The 18,911-nt window shown below is 55.2% G+C and carries 22 protein-coding genes; 21 read left to right on the forward strand and 1 reads right to left on the reverse strand.

What is annotated here, in order from left to right; all coding sequences use genetic code 11:
- Position 1: 1 nt before the first annotated feature.
- From JRC49_12435 to JRC49_12525, 19 genes are all read left to right on the forward strand, one after another.
- Entirely contained in the window at positions 2-1,423 is a 1,422-nt protein-coding gene (locus tag JRC49_12435; GenBank protein ID QTE70591.1) for a 4Fe-4S dicluster domain-containing protein, read from the forward strand.
- 220 nt (positions 1,424-1,643) lie between these two features.
- Positions 1,644-2,015, forward strand: coding sequence for a hypothetical protein (locus JRC49_12440; protein ID QTE70592.1), 372 nt, complete (start codon positions 1,644-1,646; stop codon positions 2,013-2,015).
- Positions 2,012-2,572 carry a metalloregulator ArsR/SmtB family transcription factor gene (locus tag JRC49_12445; GenBank protein ID QTE70593.1) on the forward strand — a complete coding sequence of 187 codons (561 nt, stop codon included), beginning with the start codon at positions 2,012-2,014 and terminating at the stop codon, positions 2,570-2,572. The genes JRC49_12440 and JRC49_12445 overlap by 4 nt, the downstream gene beginning before the upstream one ends.
- A 134-nt stretch (positions 2,573-2,706) precedes the next feature.
- Positions 2,707-3,822, forward strand: coding sequence for a hypothetical protein (locus JRC49_12450; GenBank protein QTE70594.1), 1,116 nt, complete (start codon positions 2,707-2,709; stop codon positions 3,820-3,822).
- 102 nt (positions 3,823-3,924) lie between these two features.
- Complete coding sequence (locus tag JRC49_12455; GenBank protein ID QTE70595.1) at positions 3,925-6,561, forward strand: cation-translocating P-type ATPase; 2,637 nt, start codon at positions 3,925-3,927, stop codon at positions 6,559-6,561.
- Between the two features lie 278 nt (positions 6,562-6,839).
- Complete coding sequence (locus tag JRC49_12460; protein QTE70596.1) at positions 6,840-7,388, forward strand: GNAT family N-acetyltransferase; 549 nt, start codon at positions 6,840-6,842, stop codon at positions 7,386-7,388.
- Positions 7,389-7,402: 14 nt separating this feature from the next.
- Complete coding sequence (locus tag JRC49_12465) at positions 7,403-8,215, forward strand: class I SAM-dependent methyltransferase (GenBank protein ID QTE70597.1); 813 nt, start codon at positions 7,403-7,405, stop codon at positions 8,213-8,215.
- A 12-nt stretch (positions 8,216-8,227) separates the two neighbouring features.
- Positions 8,228-8,746 carry a GNAT family N-acetyltransferase gene (locus tag JRC49_12470; GenBank protein QTE70598.1) on the forward strand — a complete coding sequence of 173 codons (519 nt, stop codon included), beginning with the start codon at positions 8,228-8,230 and terminating at the stop codon, positions 8,744-8,746.
- Positions 8,743-9,525 carry a class I SAM-dependent methyltransferase gene (locus JRC49_12475; GenBank protein ID QTE70599.1) on the forward strand — a complete coding sequence of 261 codons (783 nt, stop codon included), beginning with the start codon at positions 8,743-8,745 and terminating at the stop codon, positions 9,523-9,525. The genes JRC49_12470 and JRC49_12475 overlap by 4 nt, the downstream gene beginning before the upstream one ends.
- Before the next feature lie 103 nt (positions 9,526-9,628).
- Positions 9,629-9,982 carry a TIGR04076 family protein gene (locus tag JRC49_12480; protein QTE70600.1) on the forward strand — a complete coding sequence of 118 codons (354 nt, stop codon included), beginning with the start codon at positions 9,629-9,631 and terminating at the stop codon, positions 9,980-9,982.
- 10 nt (positions 9,983-9,992) lie between these two features.
- Complete coding sequence (locus JRC49_12485; protein QTE70601.1) at positions 9,993-10,502, forward strand: GNAT family N-acetyltransferase; 510 nt, start codon at positions 9,993-9,995, stop codon at positions 10,500-10,502.
- Positions 10,503-10,533: 31 nt separating this feature from the next.
- A complete protein-coding gene (locus tag JRC49_12490) occupies positions 10,534-11,433 on the forward strand; it encodes a carbohydrate kinase family protein (protein QTE70602.1) in 900 nt (299 codons plus the stop codon).
- A gap of 70 nt (positions 11,434-11,503) precedes the next feature.
- Positions 11,504-12,112 carry a helix-turn-helix domain-containing protein gene (locus tag JRC49_12495; protein ID QTE70603.1) on the forward strand — a complete coding sequence of 203 codons (609 nt, stop codon included), beginning with the start codon at positions 11,504-11,506 and terminating at the stop codon, positions 12,110-12,112.
- 13 nt (positions 12,113-12,125) lie between these two features.
- Positions 12,126-12,635: an NUDIX hydrolase gene (locus JRC49_12500; GenBank protein ID QTE70604.1), complete on the forward strand. Its 510-nt coding sequence runs from the start codon at positions 12,126-12,128 to the stop codon at positions 12,633-12,635.
- A gap of 26 nt (positions 12,636-12,661) precedes the next feature.
- The gene (locus JRC49_12505; GenBank protein ID QTE70605.1) at positions 12,662-13,381 is read left to right on the forward strand and encodes an HAD-IA family hydrolase; all 720 of its coding nucleotides are present in this window, start codon (positions 12,662-12,664) and stop codon (positions 13,379-13,381) included.
- Positions 13,378-13,827, forward strand: a complete 450-nt coding sequence (locus JRC49_12510) for a GNAT family N-acetyltransferase (GenBank protein ID QTE70606.1) — start codon at positions 13,378-13,380, stop codon at positions 13,825-13,827. The genes JRC49_12505 and JRC49_12510 overlap by 4 nt, the downstream gene beginning before the upstream one ends.
- Positions 13,828-13,847: 20 nt before the next feature.
- The gene (locus JRC49_12515) at positions 13,848-14,393 is read left to right on the forward strand and encodes a serine/threonine protein kinase (GenBank protein ID QTE70607.1); all 546 of its coding nucleotides are present in this window, start codon (positions 13,848-13,850) and stop codon (positions 14,391-14,393) included.
- Between the two features lie 115 nt (positions 14,394-14,508).
- Positions 14,509-15,015 carry a hypothetical protein gene (locus JRC49_12520; GenBank protein QTE70608.1) on the forward strand — a complete coding sequence of 169 codons (507 nt, stop codon included), beginning with the start codon at positions 14,509-14,511 and terminating at the stop codon, positions 15,013-15,015.
- Positions 15,016-15,042: 27 nt separating this feature from the next.
- Positions 15,043-15,807 carry an HAD hydrolase family protein gene (locus JRC49_12525; protein ID QTE70609.1) on the forward strand — a complete coding sequence of 255 codons (765 nt, stop codon included), beginning with the start codon at positions 15,043-15,045 and terminating at the stop codon, positions 15,805-15,807.
- Positions 15,808-15,913: 106 nt separating this feature from the next.
- Here JRC49_12525 and JRC49_12530 read toward each other — a convergent pair whose 3' ends face one another.
- The gene (locus tag JRC49_12530) at positions 15,914-17,101 is read right to left on the reverse strand and encodes a DUF2130 domain-containing protein (GenBank protein ID QTE70610.1); all 1,188 of its coding nucleotides are present in this window, start codon (positions 17,099-17,101) and stop codon (positions 15,914-15,916) included.
- A gap of 178 nt (positions 17,102-17,279) precedes the next feature.
- On the opposite strand from JRC49_12530, the gene JRC49_12535 reads away from it, so the two are divergent.
- The gene (locus JRC49_12535) at positions 17,280-18,263 is read left to right on the forward strand and encodes a biotin--[acetyl-CoA-carboxylase] ligase (GenBank protein QTE70611.1); all 984 of its coding nucleotides are present in this window, start codon (positions 17,280-17,282) and stop codon (positions 18,261-18,263) included.
- Entirely contained in the window at positions 18,260-18,802 is a 543-nt protein-coding gene (locus JRC49_12540; GenBank protein QTE70612.1) for a biotin transporter BioY, read from the forward strand. Before JRC49_12535 ends, JRC49_12540 begins: the two co-directional genes overlap by 4 nt.
- Positions 18,803-18,911: the final 109 nt, after the last annotated feature.

An 18,911-nucleotide genomic window follows, 5' to 3' on the forward strand; every position in this document is an offset into this window, starting at 1 on the left:
CATGCATAAGTTTGATACGAAGGTTCAACATCTGAAATACAAAGTGCTGCGGGAAGTGGCGCGCCACGCCTGGAATGATACGCTGATGGAAAACGTGATGGACATCCCGAAGGCCATTGTGCCCGGCAAGGTGCCGACTATGCGCTGCTGCGTATACAAGGAGCGGGCGATCCTGGGAGAACGGGTCAAGCTGGCTATGGGCGGTGGAAACTCGGACAACATCATCCAGGTGATCGACATTGCCTGCGACGACTGCCCCGCGGTGGGATACCAGGTTACGGAATCCTGCCGGGGCTGCCTGGCCCACCGCTGCGAGGACGTGTGCAAGCGCGGCGCGATTTCCTTCGACCACAAGCACGAGGCGCACATTGACAAAACCAAGTGCGTGGAATGCGGCATGTGCGCCAAGGTATGCCCCTACAGCGCCATTGTGAACCGCAAGCGGCCCTGCCAGAATGCCTGCAAGATCAAAGCCATCTCGATCAACGAGGATAACGCGGCGAAGATTGACGACGAGAAGTGCATCCAGTGCGGTGCGTGCGTATATCAGTGCCCCTTCGGCGCGATCTCTGACAAGTCCTTTATCATCAATGTAATCGATATGCTGAAGCGGAGCCGGGACAACAGCAAGTATAAGGTGTACGCGCTGGTGGCGCCCGCCATCGGCAGCCAGATGAACTACGTGAAACTGGGACAGGTGATCACCGGCATCAAGAAGCTGGGCTTCTATACGGTGGTGGAAGTGGCCCTGGGCGGTGACATGGTGGCGCAGACGGAATCCAGGGAACTGGTGGAGAAGGGATTCCTGACCAGCTCCTGCTGCCCGGCGTTTGTGCGCTACGTCAAAACCGCTTTCCCGGCACTGACTCCCTACATCTCCCACAATATGTCCCCGATGGCAACCCTGGCCAAGTATATCAAGGAACATGAGGAAAACGTGAAGATCGTCTTCATCGGGCCCTGCACGGCCAAGAAGGCGGAGGTGCAGCTGGACAGCGTGAAGCCCTATGTGGACGCGGCAATCACCTTTGAGGAACTGCAGGCGTTGTTTGACAGCCGGGATATTGACCTGACCACCCTGGAGGAGGCAACGCTGGACAATGCCTCCTACTTCGGCCGGATTTTTGCCCGGAGCGGCGGACTGTCCGACGCGGTTGCCGAAGCGCTGAAGGAACAGCAGCTGGACGAGTTTGAACTGAAGGCCTGCACCTGCGACGGTATTGAAGAGTGCAAGGCTGCCCTGATGCGCAAGAGCCGGAATGCCCTGGACGCGAACTTCATCGAAGGCATGGCCTGCATCAGTGGCTGTATCGGCGGGGCAGGCAACCTGACCCACGGTGAAAAGAACAAGGCGGCGGTGGACCAGTACGGTCATGAAGCGCTGGAAAAGACCATCGCGGACGCGGTATCCATGCTGAAATAAACAGTTTCAGAATGCGGGAGCCCCTGAGGAATCAGGGGCTCTTTTTCTCATTTCTCTTGCTGTTCGAATAAATGATTAGATAAACATCTAAATAGTATTGCAAATCCGATTAGACTATGATATGATAAAAATGCGCCAGGGTAATGATGTGTATTTCGAAATGGACTTCAAGCGCCGGCTACATCGATTATACCGGATGCGGATAAATGGAGGTAACAGTATGATTGAACAGAAAGTATCTGAAATGAACAAATGGTTTGATGAAAAGATTGCGGCGTGCGGACAGCGCGACCGGGAACTGACTGCGGATGACCGGCAGGATGAAGCAGTTTTTGAAAAAGTGAAGGGCAATATCTATGACAATTACCGTACTATGCTGGGGGCGGGCGTGCGGATCGGCAGGGGAGATCCCGCCGCGGTGAAGCAGTTCTTTATCGGGTGGACGGAGACCATTCCGGCCAGCTGGAGGACCGCGTATGAAAAGGCGAAGGAACACGACGACCTGGCCAGGATGCAGACAGAGCAGGTCAAACTGGACGTGGTTCATGAAATCCGTGAACAGTTTGAAAAGGTATGGGAGGGAGCAGAATGACAGAAACCGAAGCTATCCGGCTTTTCAAATGCCTGTCGGATAAATCCCGGCTACAGATCCTGAAATCGCTGGCGATTGAGGATATGTATGTGGAACGCCTGGCCGAAAGACTGGGGATTTCCGCACCGACGGTATCCTTCCATCTCAAGAAGCTGGCGGATGCCGGGACTGTAACATCCTACAAAAGCCAGTACTATATGATGTACTCGCTGAACAAGGCTGTGTTTGAGGTTAGCATCCTGAAGATTATCCAGGAAGAGTCTGACGAGGCCCGGGAGCAGGCGAAGCGGGACGAAGAATACCGCCAGAAGGTCATCAATGCCTTCTTTGAATACGGGAAGCTGAAAGCCATCCCTGCCCAGCAGAAGAAGGAGCGGATCGTGCTGGAAGTGATTGCCGACGCCTTCGAGTATGACCGGATCTACCCGGAGCGGGAAGTGAATATCATCATTGCGGATTTTCATGACGATTTCTGCACAATCCGCCGGGACCTGATCTCGGAAGGCCTTCTGGACCGGAATTCCCAAGGATACTGGCGGATCAAACCGCAGAAATAATCCAGTATGTGCAGCGCGGCCCCGGTGTTTGTCACCGGGGCCGCGTTCTGTATCAGATCCGCTGTTTTTTTGCGTGTGCAGATGATATACTAGAGCAGATCTGGAACTCATAACAGAAAAGGAAAGAAGCACCCATGAAATACATACTGCAGATATTTGCGGGATCATGGCACGCGGAACATGACAAGCCGGAGGACATGATCCGTAAAATTGAAGAGATTTCCGCCCGGATTCCGGTTGAAAAGGTGATTATCGGCTGGAATACGGATGCGGCAGTTTACAGGACGCTGGGGACGTATCTTCACGAAAAGGGCATCCAGATGGTGCTCTGGCTTCCGGTCTTTACGGAGATCAGCGACGTGGCGGAGACCGACCAGGCGGTGGACCTTTTCGGGAGACCGATTGAAACTCCCGTCGAGCAGGAAGGGAAGGCATTCGTATTTTCCTGCCCGTCGTCCCGGCGGAATATCCAGGCGGTGAAGGACGTCTATGAGCGGTATTTCGCCGAATGCGGCTTTGACGGGGTATTCCTGGACAGGGTCAGGAGCCAGTCCTTTGTGACCGGTGTATCCGGCGTTTTAAGCTGCGGGTGTGAAAACTGCAGGCAGGTTTTCCGGCAAAAAGGCGTGAATACAGATGCTGTCCGGGAACAATATGAGCTGAAAAAGGATTCCTTTTTTGACATGTCGGCTTATCCGGCGGACGGGCAGTTTGTCCTGGAAGATCCGCTGGCCCAGCGCTTTTTTGAGGCAAAAGAAGAAATCATAGCCGAGTCAGTCTGGGATCTCAGCCGGTTTTTCAAGGAGAAAGGCCTGATTGTCGGGCTGGATCTGTTTGCTCCGGTTGTCAGCCGGTTTGTGGGCCAGAACTACGGGATGATCACGAAGTACGCTGACTTCATCAAGCCGATGCTTTACCGGAGGACAGACGCTCCCGCGGGAATCGGATATGAATACGCGCTGTTTGAACAGCATGCCCCCAAGGCCCGAGGCCGCGTCAGCCTTCCGGAAGGCATCACCCTGCTGGAAACCCAGCTGGATGCGGTGGGGAAGGTTGCATGCGGGAAATATCCGGGGATTGAGATCAATTATGATAAGGAAATTATCAGGACGGATCCGGACTATATAGCGGAATCCCTGGCTGCGGTCAGGCGTCACGGATTTGAAGGCGCCGCGTTATGCTGGAATATCATGGAAGCGCCGGAAGCGCATATTGAGGCGGCTGTCAGACAGGAAAATGAACAGCGGTAATGCAGCCGGCGCTTGAATTGTGCGGCCGGTCCGGTATACAATGGCAAAAACAGGATATTCATTCGTAGGTGATACTGCATCAAGCAGAGGAGGGCAAAACGATTGAAACCGTATCTTGAGGAAAAAGAGGCTGTACTGGCAGAGGCGGGTTCCTCCATGGAAGGCCTGAGCGACGAAGAGGCTGCGGTACGGCTTGTCCGGGATGGACACAACAAGCTGAAGGAAGGCGAAAAGGAAAGCCTGATCAGGAAGTTCCTCGGGGAACTGAAGGATCCCATGACCATCGTCCTGATTATCGCTGCGGTGGTAAGCGCCATCACGGCATTGTATGCCGGTGAGAGCCTGACCGATACCATCATCATCCTGGCGGTGGTGCTGATCAACGCCTGCCTGGGCGTTTACCAGGAGAGCAAGGCGGAGGCCGCAATTGAGGCGCTGCAGCAAGTGGCGGCAGCCACCGCGAAGGTAATCCGCGGCGGCCACCTGAAAACCATCCACGCGGACGAAGTGGTCCGGGGCGATATGCTGATCCTGGAGGCCGGGGATGCTGTGCCCGCGGACGCCCGGATTGTGGAATGCGCGTCCATGAAGACGCAGGAAGCGGCCCTGACCGGTGAATCCACGGATGTGGAGAAGCAGAGCGAAGCGCTGGCAGCCGCCGAGAACGGGGAAGTCTCCCTGGGCGACCGGAAGAACATGGTGTACATGGGCTCCATCGTCACTTATGGACGGGGACACGCCGTTGTGACCGGCACAGGCATGGATACGGAAATGGGCGCCATTGCGGATGCCCTGACCAACGCGAAGGACGAGGAGACACCCCTGCAGATCAAGCTGAAGGAGCTGTCCCGGAAACTGTCCGCGATGATCCTGGTGATCTGCGCCTTTGTGTTTATCGTCAACCTGGTGCGGAACGGCGGAAAGGCCGTCCTGGACACCTTCATGATCGCGGTTTCCCTGGCCGTGGCGGCCATTCCGGAAGGCCTGAGCGCGGTGGTAACGGTGCTGCTCTCCATCGGCGTGACCAAGATGAGCAAGAACCATGCCATTATCCGGAAGCTGACGGCTGTGGAGACCCTGGGCTGCACCCAGATTATCTGCTCGGATAAAACCGGTACCCTGACCCAGAACAAAATGACCGTGGTCCGGAAAGTGACTGACGATGAGAAACTGCTGATGTCCGCCATGGCCCTGTGTTCCGACGCGGAGCTGGAGGAAGGGGAGGCTGTGGGCGAAGCGACCGAATGCGCGCTGGTCAACGACGCCAACCGGAACGGCATGCCCAAGGAAGAGCTGGCGGCAGACCTGCCGCGGGTGGATGAAGCCCCCTTTGATTCTCTGCGCAAAATGATGACCACCCTGCACCGGATGGGTGCCGGGCATGGATTTATTCAATTTACCAAGGGCGCCCCGGATGAGGTGCTGCGCCGCTGTACGAAGATCTGGCAGGGCGGCCAGGCGGTTCCGATCACCAAAGAACAGCGGGAGCAAATTCTTGCTGAAAACAAAGGAATGGCGGACCAGGCCCTGCGGGTGCTGGGCGCTGCCCAGCGGATTTATGACGAGCGTCCTGCTTCCAACGCCGCTGAGGATCTGGAGCAGGATCTGACCTGGATCGGCATGTGCGGCATGATCGATCCCATCCGGCCCGAAGTGAAGGACGCCATACAAAAGTGCCGCAGCGCCGGCATCCGGCCCATCATGATCACCGGCGACCACAAGGATACAGCTACGGCTATTGCACGGGAACTGGGCATCCTGCAGCCCGGCCAGATGGCGATCACCGGCGCGGAACTGGACGCGATCCCGGACGAAGTGTTTGCGCATGACGTAAGGCGCTATTCCGTCTATGCCAGGGTGCAGCCGGAGAATAAGGTGCGCATCGTGAACGCCTGGAAGGCGCTGGGCATGGTGACAGCCATGACCGGAGACGGTGTCAATGACGCCCCCTCCATCAAGAGCGCGGATATCGGCGTGGGCATGGGCATTACCGGTACCGACGTGACCAAGTCCGTGGCGGATATGATCCTGACGGATGACAACTTTGCCACCATCGTTTCCGCGGTCGGTGAAGGCCGCCGGATCTATGACAACATCCGCAAGGCCATCCAGTTCCTGCTGTCCGCCAACCTGGCGGAGGTGCTGGCGGTGTTTTCCGCCACGCTGATGGGCTTTACCATTCTCAAACCGGTCCACATCCTGTGGATCAACCTGATCACAGATACGCTGCCGGCAATCGCGCTGGGCATGGAGGATGCGGAAAAAGACGTAATGCAGCGTCCGCCGCGGCACCGGAAGGAAAGCATCTTCGCAGACGGGCTGGGCTTCGGTATCGCCTTCCAGGGACTGATTATCGCCGCCGTGACAGTGTTCAGCTACTTTATCGGACACCGGATGGAAAGCGGAGCCTGGGGGATTGCGGAATCCCCGGCCGGCATGACCATGGCTTTCCTGACGCTGAGCATGGTCGAAATTTTCCATTCCTTCAATATGCGGTCCAGGCATGCTTCCTTGTTCAGCCTGAAGAAGCAGAACATGTGGCTGTGGGGAACGCTGGCCTTCTCGCTGCTGATTACAGCCGCGGTCATCTTTGTGCCGTTCCTGAACAAGGCTTTCTCCTTTACGCCGATCACGCTTGCTGAATACCTGACAGCGATGGCGCTGGCCCTGGTCGTGATCCCGATTGTGGAGATTGAAAAGGCGATCCGGCGCTGGACGATGCGGAAAAACCGCAAATAAAACCCTGAATTTTGTTCTTGACACGGGCGTTTGTTCCGTAGTATAGTCATCCCAATATTTTTCGGAAAGGAGCGCTTCTCTGTGAAACGGTACGTGTGTGAACTGAATAATTATGCTGTCGTCGCGAACGTTGAATGGCTGGTCCGCGTTCATTTTACGTACCCTCAAGCACACATCAGAGAAGCGTAGCCCCGGCAGATCCGGACAAGGTTTATCAAGCCGCTTATCTCTGATGATAAGCGGCTTTTTAGTTTACATACCGGAAGGAGAATGAGGCCATGATTTTCACGGAAAAAACCATCACACTGAAGGACGGACGAAACTGTATCCTGAAGCCGCCTGTTCCGGAAAAAGCGGAGGAAATGATCAGCTACCTGAAGCAGATCGCCGGCGAAACCCAGTTTATGTCGCGCTATCCGGATGAGATCAGGAAAGAAGCGGAAGACGAACGGGCATTTCTCAACAGGACGCTGGAGGATCCGAAAGCTGTGATGATCGTGGCTGAAGCAGACGGGAAGGTAGTCGGGAGCTGCTCCGTATTCAGTAACCAGGAGAAACGGAAGATCCGCCACCGGTGTTCCATGGGGATCGGCCTGCTGGAGGAATACTGCGAACAGGGCCTGGGCACGGCCATGCTCAATATGCTGATCGAGATGGCTAAGCAGATGGGCTACGAGCTGATGGAACTGATCGTGGTGGCGGACAATACCCGGGCGCAGGGTCTGTACCGCAAATGCGGATTTATCGAAAGCGGCCGGTATTATCACGGGATGAAGTTTGACGACGGAAGCTATCACGACGAGATCCTGATGTATAAAGAACTGTGAAGGAGGATGGAAAAATGCGCGAAGAGAAAGAAGCGATCCGCTCCCATTATGACGCGGATCCCCTGAAGGAATGGGACCGGCTGCAGAAAAGGACTCCTTATGAAAAGTATATTACGACCCATATGATGGACCGGTATATCCAGCCCGGCAGCAGGATCCTGGATATCGGCGGAGGCCCGGGACAGTATTCCATCCACTACGCGAGGCAGGGGCATACGATGACGCTGCTGGACCTGAGCGACGAGAACGTGCGCTTCGCAAAAAAGAAAGCACGGCAGTACGGGGTGAAGATCACGGCGGTGCAGGGAGACGCAACGGATCTGTCCCGGTTCCCTGACAATTCCTTTGATACGGTTTTCCTGATGGGACCGCTGTATCACCTGCTGACAGAGGAAAGCAGGATCCGGGCCATCCAGGAAGCTAAACGGGTCCTGAAACCCGGCGGATACCTGTTCAGCAGCTTTATCCTGACCTTCGGCGGGGTTGTCTACGGCATGCGGGAAATCCAGGAAACGATCCTGATGCCGGAAGAAGAGGAATTCTATGAACTGGCCGCAAAGGGGGAAAGTTTTTCCGGAGAGTCCTTCACCTATGCGTATATGATCACCGTCGAAGACGCGAAGAAGCTGCTGGCTTCCATCCCCGGCCTGAAGACAGAGACCGCTTTCAGCCAGGAAGGAATCCTGGCACCCTACAAGCGGGTGCTCAGCAAGAGCCCGAGGAAGATCAGGAAAGCCTGGTGCGACTACGCACTGCGGTTCTGCGAGAAGGAAGAGTACCTGGCACATTCGGAGCACCTGATGATTGTGTCCCGGAAGGAAGCATAAGGAGAGAAGAAGATGAACATTAACCTGGAGACGGAACGGCTGATCCTGCGGAACCTGACCCCGGATGATTACCGGGAAGTATTCAAATGGTGCGGGGATCCGGACGTGGCGCGCTATATGGTTTATCCCGTATACACGAAGGCGGAGGACGTGAAAGCGTGGCTGGAGACACTGGATCCGGACAGTCCGGACGATTATGACGCGGGCATCGTGCTGAAAGAAACCGGAGATCTGATCGGAAGCGGCGGCCTGTATTACTGGGAAGAAGAGGACCTCTGGACGATCGGGTACAACCTGCGGAAAGATCAGTGGGGAAACGGATATGCTGCGGAAATGATCCGGGCGGTACTGGAACTGGTCCGGAGCCAGAGGAATGTCCGGGGAATCCGGGGAACGTTTGCCAGGGAAAACAACCGAAGCCGCCGGGTGATGGAAAAGCTGGGCATGACCTATGAAAAAGACGTGATCCTGACCAAGCTGGACGGAAGCAGCAGCTATCCGGGTGAAGAATACAGGAGGTTGTTCCGATGAATTATCTGGATGAATTCTACAGTGTCTGTGATGAAGACAACCGGCTCCTTTCCCGGCACGGCCAGGTAGAGTACCTGACCACCATGAAATACATTCATGAATGTATAGACGGGATGGACGATCCCTCCATCCTGGAGGTCGGAGCGGGAACAGGAAGATACAGCGTGACCCTGGCGAAGGAAGACTACCGGGTGACTGCCGTGGAACTGGTGAAACACAACCTGGAAGTGCTGAAATCAAAGCTGGACGGAACGGAACCGATCCGGGCCATGCAGGGGAATGTGCTGGACCTGTCCTTCCTGCCGGACAACGCCTTTGACTTAACTATGCTGCTGGGACCGATGTATCACCTGTATACCCGGGAGGATAAACTCCGGGCGTTAAGGGAAGCGGTCCGGGTGACGAAACCGGGCGGATATATCCTGGCAGCTTACTGTATGAACGAGCCGACGGTGATCAATTACGCGTTCGGATCCAAACATGTGCAGGACCTGCTGGAGCGGAACATGCTTTCGCCGGACTGGCACCTGGGCAGCGACCCGGCGGAAGTATTCGACCTGATCAGGACAGAGGAGATTGCTTCGCTGGACGCTGAAATACCGGTGGAACGGGTGAAGCTGATTGCCACGGACGGCGCGACCAATTACCAAAGGGCGATGGTTGACGAAATGGACGATGAGACCTTCAGGAAATGGCTGGAGTACCACTTCGCAATCTGCGAACGGCAGGATCTGATCGGGGCATCCCATCATACCCTGGATATCCTCCGGAAAAACTGAAAGAGCATTCCGTGATTCTGGATTGCAACTTTCAGACAAGATCTCTATAATCAAAAGCAGACGGAAAGAACTGTAAAAAGATGTAAACGTACGGGAGGTCTGTATGAAAAAGTGGTATGACGAGGAATATGAGTTCACGGTTGAAGTGACAGGATTCCTGCGGGGAGATCATACGGAACGCTACTGCCGGAACGGGGAAGAACCCGGCGACAAATACACCTGCACCTACGGCTGCCCGGTGAACCAGGACGGACAGGGAATCTGCTCCAAGACGATGATGATGCTCTATCCGCTGATGGAGGCTGTGCGCAGCGGCGGAGACCTGGAGAACCTGGGCGGAGACAGCAAATATACCAAAACGATTGTGTGCCCGGACGGCTGCGTGATGTTCAGGCTGACCGCAAAGCCGCTGGGGAATGAGAATTTCCATAAAGGCGGGTTCTGGAAGGAACCCTGAAGGGAAATATATGCTGAGACTGAGACCTTACAAGGCCTGTGACGCACAAACGATTGTTTCCTGGATCGGGGACGAAACCATGTTCCGGAAATGGAGCGCGGACCGGTTTGAGTCCTATCCGATTACAGCGGAGGACCTGAACCGGCACTATGACAGGTTGGCTGATTCGGACTCCTTTTATGAAATGACAGCCTTCGATGAGACCGGCGTGGCGGGACATCTGATCATGCGATTCACGGATGAAAAGAAAACCATTCTCCGGTTCGGCTTTGTGATCGTGGACGACGGGAAGCGCGGATACGGATACGGCAGGGAAATGCTTCAGCTGGCTATCCGGTATGCTTTCGATATTTTGAAGGCGGACAGGATCACCCTGGGTGTTTTTGAAAACAACGAGCCGGCATACCGGTGCTACCGGGCTGTCGGATTCCGGGATAAGGATACCGGAGAAACGGAATACTATCACTTTGGGAACGAAGCCTGGAAATGCCTGGAGCTTGAAATGGACAGGCCTGAATAAGGCAGGGAGAAAGTGGGAGGGAAAACGGTATATGGCGCAGCAACATGACGTGTATCTCTTTGGACAGATCCTGGGTACCCATTCTTTCCTGCTGAGGGACGGATTCCTCCAGCCGGATGAATACGCGGAAATCAAGGACCAGTATTTCCTGCCGGGTGGTGAAACCGGGACGGCGGCAACAGTACTGGATTCTCTTGGGGTGTCCGTCAAAATGGACGGGACATGGATCGGCACAGAGGTCGCCCCGATGCTGAAGGCGTTTTACGCGGACAAGCAGGTGGACCTGTCTTCCATGTGCTTTACAGAAGATCCCGGTGTGATGGACTATGTGGTGATTGCCGGGTTGGTTCGGTCTCCCATGGGCCGGTTCCAGACGCTGTTTTCCACGGGAGAACGCTGGTGGAACATTCCGAAGGAAGAAGATATCGCAGGCTGCAAAGCAGCGGCAGTGGATCCCTATTTCCGGGATGAATCCCTGCTGGCAGCTGAACTCTGCCGGAGGAACGGCGTACCCTTTGTGACGATTGACAGTCCGCATGATTCCCGGCTGCATCAGATGGCGGCGGTGAATGTGGTTTCCAAAGAATGTGTACCGGAGTATTACGCGGGCATGGCGCCGGAAGCTGTTATGGAAAAGATGCAGCAGGAAACGGACGGGCTGACCATTATCACCCAGGGCGGGGGAGACATGCTCTATGCCCGGAAGGGAGAACCCATACACCGGATGAAGCCGTTCCCTGTGACAGTCCGGAGCACGCTGGGCGCCGGTGATACCTTCAAGGCGGGCTGCGTATACGGACTGATGCAGGGTATGCAGGATGAAGAACTGGTGCGGTTTGCCAGCGCTTGCTCTGCAATCGCTATTTCCCGGTTCCCGCTGCCGCTGAATCCACCGAAACTTGAAGAGGTAAAGGCGCTGACAGGCAACTGACACTCTACGAAGCGTAGGTTGCAGGCAGCGGTCGGCGGCGCTATGCTCATCCGGAAAGGAGTGATAAGAAATGGATCACTATGTAACCGGAGCAACGATCAAGGCGCTGCGGGAGAAACAACGGATGACACAGGCAGAGCTGGCGGAAAAACTCTGCGTCAGCGATAAGACCGTATCCAAATGGGAAAACGGAAGGGGATTTCCGGACGTATCCCTGCTGGAACCGCTGGGAAAGGCACTGCATATATCCGTGGCGGAGCTGCTGTGCGGGCAGGCTGTTGTGAATACCAACCGGGCATCCAATATGCTGAAAAGCCGGTTTTATGTATGCCCTGTGTGCGGAAATGTGCTCTTCGCGAGAGGGGACGCGATGATTTCCTGCTGCGGGATCCAGCTGCCGGCACTGGAAACGGAAGAGCCGGATCCGGCACACAGGCTGGAAGTGCAGATGGTGGAGGATGAGATTTATGTATCCGCAGAACATCCCATGAGCAAGGAGCATTACCTGTCCTTTATCGCCTATATGACACCGGACAGCTGCGAGATCAAAGCACTGTATCCGGAAGGAAATGCGGAAACGCGGTTCTTTTTCCGCAGAAGCGGATGGCTGTATTACTACTGTAACCAGCACGGGTTATTCAGACAGAAAACAGACAGGACGGTGAACGTCCGGGAATGACGGGAGTTCAGAAATGGAAATCTGGGATTTGTATGATGAACAGGGAAGAAAGACCGGAGAAACATGGGAACGGGGCAGGATGCGGGAAATTCCCGAAGGGAGATATCATCTGGTCTGTGATGTCCTGATCCGGCACCGGGACGGGACGTTTCTCCTGACCCTCCGGGACGACCGTAAGGAAGCGTTCCCCGGCTGCTGGGAAGCCAGCGCCGGAGGAGCCGCCCAGGCCGGCGAAAACCCGGAGGAAGCGGCACGGAGGGAAATGCGGGAAGAAACCGGACTGGAGGCGGAAATGCTGGAGCTGATCGGGATTACCCGGAACCCGAAGACAAGGTCGGTAGTTTATGCCTACCTGGCGGTGGTGGACTGCGCGAAAGACGCTGTCCGGCTCCAGGAGGGAGAAACGGTGGATTATCAGTGGACAGAGCCGGAAACATTCTTTGGCCTGATTCCCAAAGAACCGGTGCTGAAAAAACAGTACGCGAGGTATAAACCCTACCTGGATCAGCTGGAAATTGGCTGACCGGGATACAATGACCGGAGAGTATTATGATCAATCAGATAAAGGACAAGAAGGTTATTTTCTTCGACGTAGGCTATACACTGGACAGGCCGGCATCAGGCGACTGGATGTTTACCGGAAAGTTCCTGGAGCTGGCCGGGGAGAAACTGAAACAGCACAGTGAGGCGGAAATCAACGCGGCCAGGGATGCAGGACTGCGTTATCTGGCGGAGAACCACCTGGTGACCTCTGTTGAGGAGGAACAGAAGCAGTTTTACCGGTACTATTCGATTGTTTCAGAACAGCTGGGCCTGGGACTGACAACAGACGAACTGGAACAGGCGGCCCGGGACCGCACCTTCAATATGGAAAACTATATTCCATATCCCGGGATTCAAGAGGTGCTGGAAACCCTGAGCAGGACGCATAAGCTGGGGATCATCTCTGACACGTGGCCGAGCATTGAACAGCAGCTGGAGTACATCGGTGTTTCCCGATACTTTTCCTTCCAGACCTACAGCTGTTTTGTGGGCGTGTTCAAGCCGGACAGGCACATGTTCCTGGACGCATTGGGCAAATGCGGCGCAGCGCCTGAAGAGACGGTTTTTATCGACGACAGTGTACGCAACCTGGAAGGAGCGGCTGAACTGGGAATCACCCCCATCCTGATCGCGGCCAATCCGGCAGCGGATGTGGAAACATCCTATCTGAAAATACATGACCTGAGGGAACTGATCCGGTCTGATGAAACGGAGGTAGGCGAATGAGTCTTGCGTTTGTCCAGACCGGTGTGGAGAACCCGGACGCACAAACGCTCCTGCGGGAGCTGAACGAAACCCTGATGGGTATTCTGGGCCATAACGGAATGGCACATGTTTGCTTTGACGACTTCAGCCAGGAGAAAGGCTTCTTCCTGGTGGGGTACGACGACGGAACTCCTGTGTGCTGCGCCGGGCTGCGTCAGCTGGACGACGAAACCGGGGAAATCAAGCGCGTGTATGCCCGCAAGAACCGCAAAGGCATCGGCGCCGCACTGATGAAGGCCATGGAAAACCTGGCCGGGAAGACCGGCTACAGGCGGCTGGTGCTGGAATGCCGGGAAGGCAATCCCCACGCCATTGAATTCTACAAGAAGAACGGATACCAGGTCTGCGAAAACTATCCGCCCTATGAGAACGAAGCGGATGCCGTATGCCTGGACAAGGAACTGTAACAGGGATTCCGGAGGACAGAATGGAAAAGGAAATGACGGTGTGCGGGGAAGAATACCGCATCATACGGCTGCTTGGACACGGGAAAGGCGGATATTCCTATCTGGCGGAAAGGAAAGGCCGGCAGGCTGTGCTGAAGCAGATCCATCACGAACTCTGTGAATACTACCATTTCGGCAACAAGATCGAGGCGGAACGCCGGGACTATGAACGGCTGCGGCAGGCCGGGATCAGGATTCCGGAGATGATTGCCATCGATGAGGAAGCTGAACGGGTGGTCAAGGAATATATTGCCGGCGAAACCATATTCGACCTGGTGAAGGACGGGAAATCCGCCGATCCCTATCTGGAACAGGTGCGGGAAATGGCAGCAAAAGCCAGATCAGCGGGACTGAACATCGATTATTTTCCGACGAATTTTGTGATCCGGGACGGCCTGATCTGGTATGTGGATTACGAGTGCAACGAGTACATGGATGAGTGGAATTTTGAGAACTGGGGAATCAGATACTGGTCCCGGACACCGGAGTTCCTGGCATATCTGAAAGAACACGGACAGGCGGAATAAATCCGCCTGTTTTTTTGTCCTGAACTGACAAGGAAAAATATGGCAAACTTGTGATTGATTTTACCGGGATACTGATGTATAATCCCGCTAATATTTTTTCAGGAGGGAAATGCCTGTGAAGAAGAAATACGGATGGACAGTCTATGGAATCCTGGGACTGATCTTTGCACCGATGGGCTTGCTGTTTCTTGTGCTGGGTGTGGCTTTGTGGTCTGCAGGCGCCGGACAAAAACCGGAAGACCCCATCATATTCCTGGCAGTCTTCGGCGGGATCGGCGCCATTTTCCTGTTGATCGGCCTCCTGTGCCTGGGAAAGGATATCCGGCGCAGAACCCGCCAGCGCCGTGCCTATGAGGGCGGGTACTACGTGATGGCTAAGATTGCCGGCGCGAAAGTGAACCGGAACGTGAACGGTGCGCACGGGAATCCGTATATGCTGGAATGCCACTATACCGATCCGGATTCCGGCGTCGCGCATGTGTGGTACAGCCGGTATCTGTATACGGATGTGACGGACCTGTTGAAGTCGGATGAGGTGCCGGTTTATACGGACCGGTATGATTACAGCGTCGGCTTTGTAGATGTTGACGCGATCCTTCCGGAAATCCGTGTTCATGGTTAAAAACATAAAACTGACGGAGGAAAGTCGATGAACCAGCTGCCCTATCTTGCGGTGATTGTTGACCTTGACCGGACGCTGCTGCGGACGGACAAATCCATTTCAGACTATACCCTTGATGTGCTGCGAGACTGGCAGCAGGCAGGCGCCTATCTGTTTGCCGCAACTGCGAGGCCGGAAAGAGCCATCATGGATTACCGAAGGATCATTGACTTCCAGGCGGTAACCACGCTGAACGGGGCGCGGACCATTACGCCGGACAGGGTGTATGAGAATACCATTGCAACGGAGGACGCCCTGTCCATCCTTAAACAGCTTTCCGGGATGGAAGGCGTGGTGATCTCCGTGGAGGCCGAGAACGGCATTTACGCCAACCAGGACATTCCCATCTGGAGTCCCCGGGTGATTGAAGATATCGGAGAGCTTCCCCGGCAGGAAAAGATCTATAAGATCCTGGCCAGTCATCCGGACTGTCCGCCGGAGCAGATCCTGATTGACCTGCCGGAAACGGTATACAGTACCGTGGCGGATAAAAAACTGCGCCAGTATATGGGCGGTACCGCAACCAAGTGGCGGGGGATTCAGCAGCTGCTGGACAGTGTGAAACTGGAGGCAGAACAGGCCGTGTATTTCGGCGATGACAATGACGATGTGGAGCCGATCCGGAGATGCGGATACGGCGTGGCGGTGAGCAACGCGCTGGACTGCGTCAAAGCTGTAGCGGATGAAGTGGCGGAGAGCAATGATGAAGACGGCGTGGCCCGGACACTGGCCAGGCTGTGGACACGCAGCTGATATATCAAGGGATTCCTCGACTTCGCTCGGAATGACACCTGATGCACGTCATCCCATTCCAGGAACAAAGTGAAATTAGGAATGTCTGAAAACAGAGAAGCCGGGATCAGTCAATGCTGATCCCGGCTTCTTCGAACTTGTCCCGCATGGTGGGGTTGCCTTTCGTAAGCTTTTTGATCGTAAGATCCTGGGCCTTATCATTGGCCAGCCGCAGCTGGTAGCCGGACTTGGTGAGGGATTCCTTGACCTTTTCCAGGTGTTTGATGGTCTCGTCGATCTCGCTGATTGCCTTGTCAAAATGGGACTGTGCAATCTGATAGTTCTTGCCGAATTTATCCCTGAATTCCAGCAATGCCTGGTCAAACTGCTGGACGTCCAGGCTCTGGCGGCGTACGGTTTCCAGCTCCCGGCGGATCTGTGTGCTGGAAAGCGCGGCATTGCGCAGGAGGGAGATGAGCGGAAGGAAGAACTGGGGACGGACGATATACATCTTCTCATACCGGTACTCGGTGACAATGCCCGCATTGTACAGGTCGCTGTCAGGCTCCAGCATGGTGACCAGCACCGCGTACTCGCAGTTTTTCTTTTTGCGATCCTTGTCCAGCTTGTCGATGAAGTCCTCATTCTTATGCTTTTTCTCGGTGGCGTCCGCCTCATTCTTCATTTCGAAGAGGATGGAGAGGAGGGGAAGCCCGTCCTCCGTTTCCTCCCGGTAAACGAAGTCGCCCTTGGTGCCCTCGATGACCTCATTATCCTTTTCAAAATAGGCGCGGGGGAAGGCCATCATCCGGACCTGGTTGAAAGTGGTCAGGCAGTGCTGCTCCAGGCTTTCACCGATCATCTTGGTGGACTGGCGAAGCTTGAAGTCCCGGTACTGTTCCACTTCTGCCTCCAGACGAGCCACCTCGGTTTTATGCGCTTCCTTCAGGCTCTGCTCGCGGATTTCGGCTGCCTGCTTTTCCTGAATCACTTTTCCGCGCAATTCAGTAATCTCGTTTTCTTTTTCCTGAATGGCTGTCCGGACGGCAAGCTGTTTCTCTGTTTCCGCCGCACGGGCGCTGTCTTTCAGATGGTTGATTTCCAGGTCTTTTTCGGTAAGAGCCTGCCTATGCTTTGCGTTCAGCTCGGCCAGTGCCTTTTCCTGGACAGCGGCGCTTTCACGGCGGACGGAATTGATCCGGTCCTCCACTTCTTTTTCAAACAGCGCATTGCGAACCTGTGAAACGATGGAGGCATAACCGGCCTCATCCACCTGAAAAACCTTCCCGCAATTGGGACATTTGATCTCGTTCATGGACAACCTCCCCGGAAAAAACCGGCAATCTGATCTGGTTTTCTGAATGCCCTATTTTAGCACAGGGGTAAGGAAAATGTCCACGAAACGAATTGTCACCCAAAAGAAACTGAAAAGGTTGACGATTGAGAGACGATGATGATATTATCTCCCGGAACGAAACGGAGGGACTGCCTGTATGTATATCAGGGAAAAGGCGCTGGCACTGCTGGAAACCGGAGAAACGGTATCCGGTGAACAGCTCGCGAAGGAGCTGGGTGTAAGCCGGAACGCGGTGTGGAAGGTGATGAAACGCCTGCGGGAAGACGGCTATGAGATTGAAGCGGTGACGAACCGGGGATACCGGCTGGTTTCCGCCCCGGATGTGCTGAGTGAAGCCGGCATCCGCAAATGGCTGAAGACCCGGGAGCTGGGCAGGGAGCTCGAAATCCATGACCGGCTTGATTCCACAAACAACCGGGCCAAGATGCTGGCTGCAGCCGGGGCAAAGCATGGCACGGTGATCATTGCCGACAGCCAGAGCGGCGGCCGGGGCCGGCCGGGACGCAGCTTTTTCTCTCCGGATCACAGCGGCGTATATATGACAATGATCCTGAGACCCGACTGCGCACCGGACCAGGCAGGATTGCTGACCTCCCTGGCGGCTGTGGCAACGGCGCGGGCTGTGGAGAAGACCGCGGATGTGAAGGCGGATATCAAATGGGTGAACGACCTGTATATCAGCGGCAGGAAGATCTGCGGCATCCTGTGCGAGGCAGGCCTGGGCATGGAAGCCGGAAAGCTGGAATATGCCGTGGCCGGGATCGGTGTGAATACGGCGCGGATGCAGTTTCCGCCGGAACTGCAGGAGATTGCAACCTCCATTGGCAATGAGTGCGGCGAAGCCCCGGAACGGAACCGGCTGATCGCTGAAATCCTGAACGAGACAGAGGCCCTGCTGGGAGACCTGAAGACAGGACATTTCCTGGAGGAAAGCCGGAAACGGTCCAACGTGATTGGCCGGACGGTGACGGTCATCGAAGGAGACAAGAGATATCCGGCCAAGGCAGTGGATATAGATGACCAGGGCCGGCTGGTGATTGAAACCGAGGACGGACGCACCTGCCTGAACTACGGTGAAGTAAGCCTGAAACTGACAGACAATGGAGCAGAGGGAAAATGAGCAGGAAAATGAAGACATTGGATATGACAACGATCGCTGTGATGGCGGCATTGATCTGCGTGGCGGGACCGCTGACGATTCCCGCAGGACCGATTCCGCTGTCCCTGGCGACTTTCGCGGTTTACCTGGCCGGATCTGTGCTGGGACGAAAAAAAGGAACTATTGCGGTGGGGCTCTATCTGCTGATCGGTATCATCGGGGTTCCGGTGTTCAGCGGCTTCAGCGGGGGATTCCAGAAGCTGGCGGGAGTTACGGGCGGATATCTTGTCGGGTACCTGCCATGTGCGTATATGTCCGGCGAAGGCGCGGAGAAGAGAGAACGGATCGGCTGGTGGTATCATCCGCTGATGATGATCGCAGGGACGGCGCTGCTGTACCTGGTGGGCACAGTGAATTTTATGCTCCATACGGGAAACGGCCTGGGCGCGGCACTGGCCCTGTGCGTGGTGCCATTCCTGATCGGTGACGCAGTTAAGATTGCTGCTGCGGCACTGCTGACAGTACCGGTGAGGAAAGCGGTTAAACTAATTAAGAATTAAGAATTCAGAATTCAGAATTAATACCTGAACGTGTGCGGGGGACCGCACACGCTTTTTTCTACGGGAAAGGGAAAATAACAGTAGAAAATAGAAACGTTTCGTGTATAAT

This window comes from Clostridiales bacterium FE2011 (assembly GCA_017569305.1).
In the GTDB taxonomy this organism is placed as follows: domain Bacteria; phylum Bacillota; class Clostridia; order Christensenellales; family Aristaeellaceae; genus Aristaeella.

What these genes read in the sequence shown, in the direction of transcription:
- JRC49_12435 (QTE70591.1), top strand. Translation starts at nt 2, where the DNA reads ATGCATAAGTTTGATACGAAGGTTCAACATCTGAAATACAAAGTGCTG.
- JRC49_12440 (QTE70592.1), top strand. Translation starts at nt 1,644, where the DNA reads ATGATTGAACAGAAAGTATCTGAAATGAACAAATGGTTTGATGAAAAG.
- JRC49_12445 (QTE70593.1), top strand. Translation starts at nt 2,012, where the DNA reads ATGACAGAAACCGAAGCTATCCGGCTTTTCAAATGCCTGTCGGATAAA.
- JRC49_12450 (QTE70594.1), top strand. Translation starts at nt 2,707, where the DNA reads ATGAAATACATACTGCAGATATTTGCGGGATCATGGCACGCGGAACAT.
- JRC49_12460 (QTE70596.1), top strand. Translation starts at nt 6,840, where the DNA reads ATGATTTTCACGGAAAAAACCATCACACTGAAGGACGGACGAAACTGT.
- JRC49_12465 (QTE70597.1), top strand. Translation starts at nt 7,403, where the DNA reads ATGCGCGAAGAGAAAGAAGCGATCCGCTCCCATTATGACGCGGATCCC.
- JRC49_12470 (QTE70598.1), top strand. Translation starts at nt 8,228, where the DNA reads ATGAACATTAACCTGGAGACGGAACGGCTGATCCTGCGGAACCTGACC.
- JRC49_12475 (QTE70599.1), top strand. Translation starts at nt 8,743, where the DNA reads ATGAATTATCTGGATGAATTCTACAGTGTCTGTGATGAAGACAACCGG.
- JRC49_12480 (QTE70600.1), top strand. Translation starts at nt 9,629, where the DNA reads ATGAAAAAGTGGTATGACGAGGAATATGAGTTCACGGTTGAAGTGACA.
- JRC49_12485 (QTE70601.1), top strand. Translation starts at nt 9,993, where the DNA reads ATGCTGAGACTGAGACCTTACAAGGCCTGTGACGCACAAACGATTGTT.
- JRC49_12490 (QTE70602.1), top strand. Translation starts at nt 10,534, where the DNA reads ATGGCGCAGCAACATGACGTGTATCTCTTTGGACAGATCCTGGGTACC.
- JRC49_12495 (QTE70603.1), top strand. Translation starts at nt 11,504, where the DNA reads ATGGATCACTATGTAACCGGAGCAACGATCAAGGCGCTGCGGGAGAAA.
- JRC49_12500 (QTE70604.1), top strand. Translation starts at nt 12,126, where the DNA reads ATGGAAATCTGGGATTTGTATGATGAACAGGGAAGAAAGACCGGAGAA.
- JRC49_12505 (QTE70605.1), top strand. Translation starts at nt 12,662, where the DNA reads ATGATCAATCAGATAAAGGACAAGAAGGTTATTTTCTTCGACGTAGGC.
- JRC49_12510 (QTE70606.1), top strand. Translation starts at nt 13,378, where the DNA reads ATGAGTCTTGCGTTTGTCCAGACCGGTGTGGAGAACCCGGACGCACAA.
- JRC49_12515 (QTE70607.1), top strand. Translation starts at nt 13,848, where the DNA reads ATGGAAAAGGAAATGACGGTGTGCGGGGAAGAATACCGCATCATACGG.
- JRC49_12525 (QTE70609.1), top strand. Translation starts at nt 15,043, where the DNA reads ATGAACCAGCTGCCCTATCTTGCGGTGATTGTTGACCTTGACCGGACG.
- JRC49_12530 (QTE70610.1), bottom strand. Translation starts at nt 17,101, where the DNA reads ATGAACGAGATCAAATGTCCCAATTGCGGGAAGGTTTTTCAGGTGGAT.
- JRC49_12535 (QTE70611.1), top strand. Translation starts at nt 17,280, where the DNA reads ATGTATATCAGGGAAAAGGCGCTGGCACTGCTGGAAACCGGAGAAACG.
- JRC49_12540 (QTE70612.1), top strand. Translation starts at nt 18,260, where the DNA reads ATGAGCAGGAAAATGAAGACATTGGATATGACAACGATCGCTGTGATG.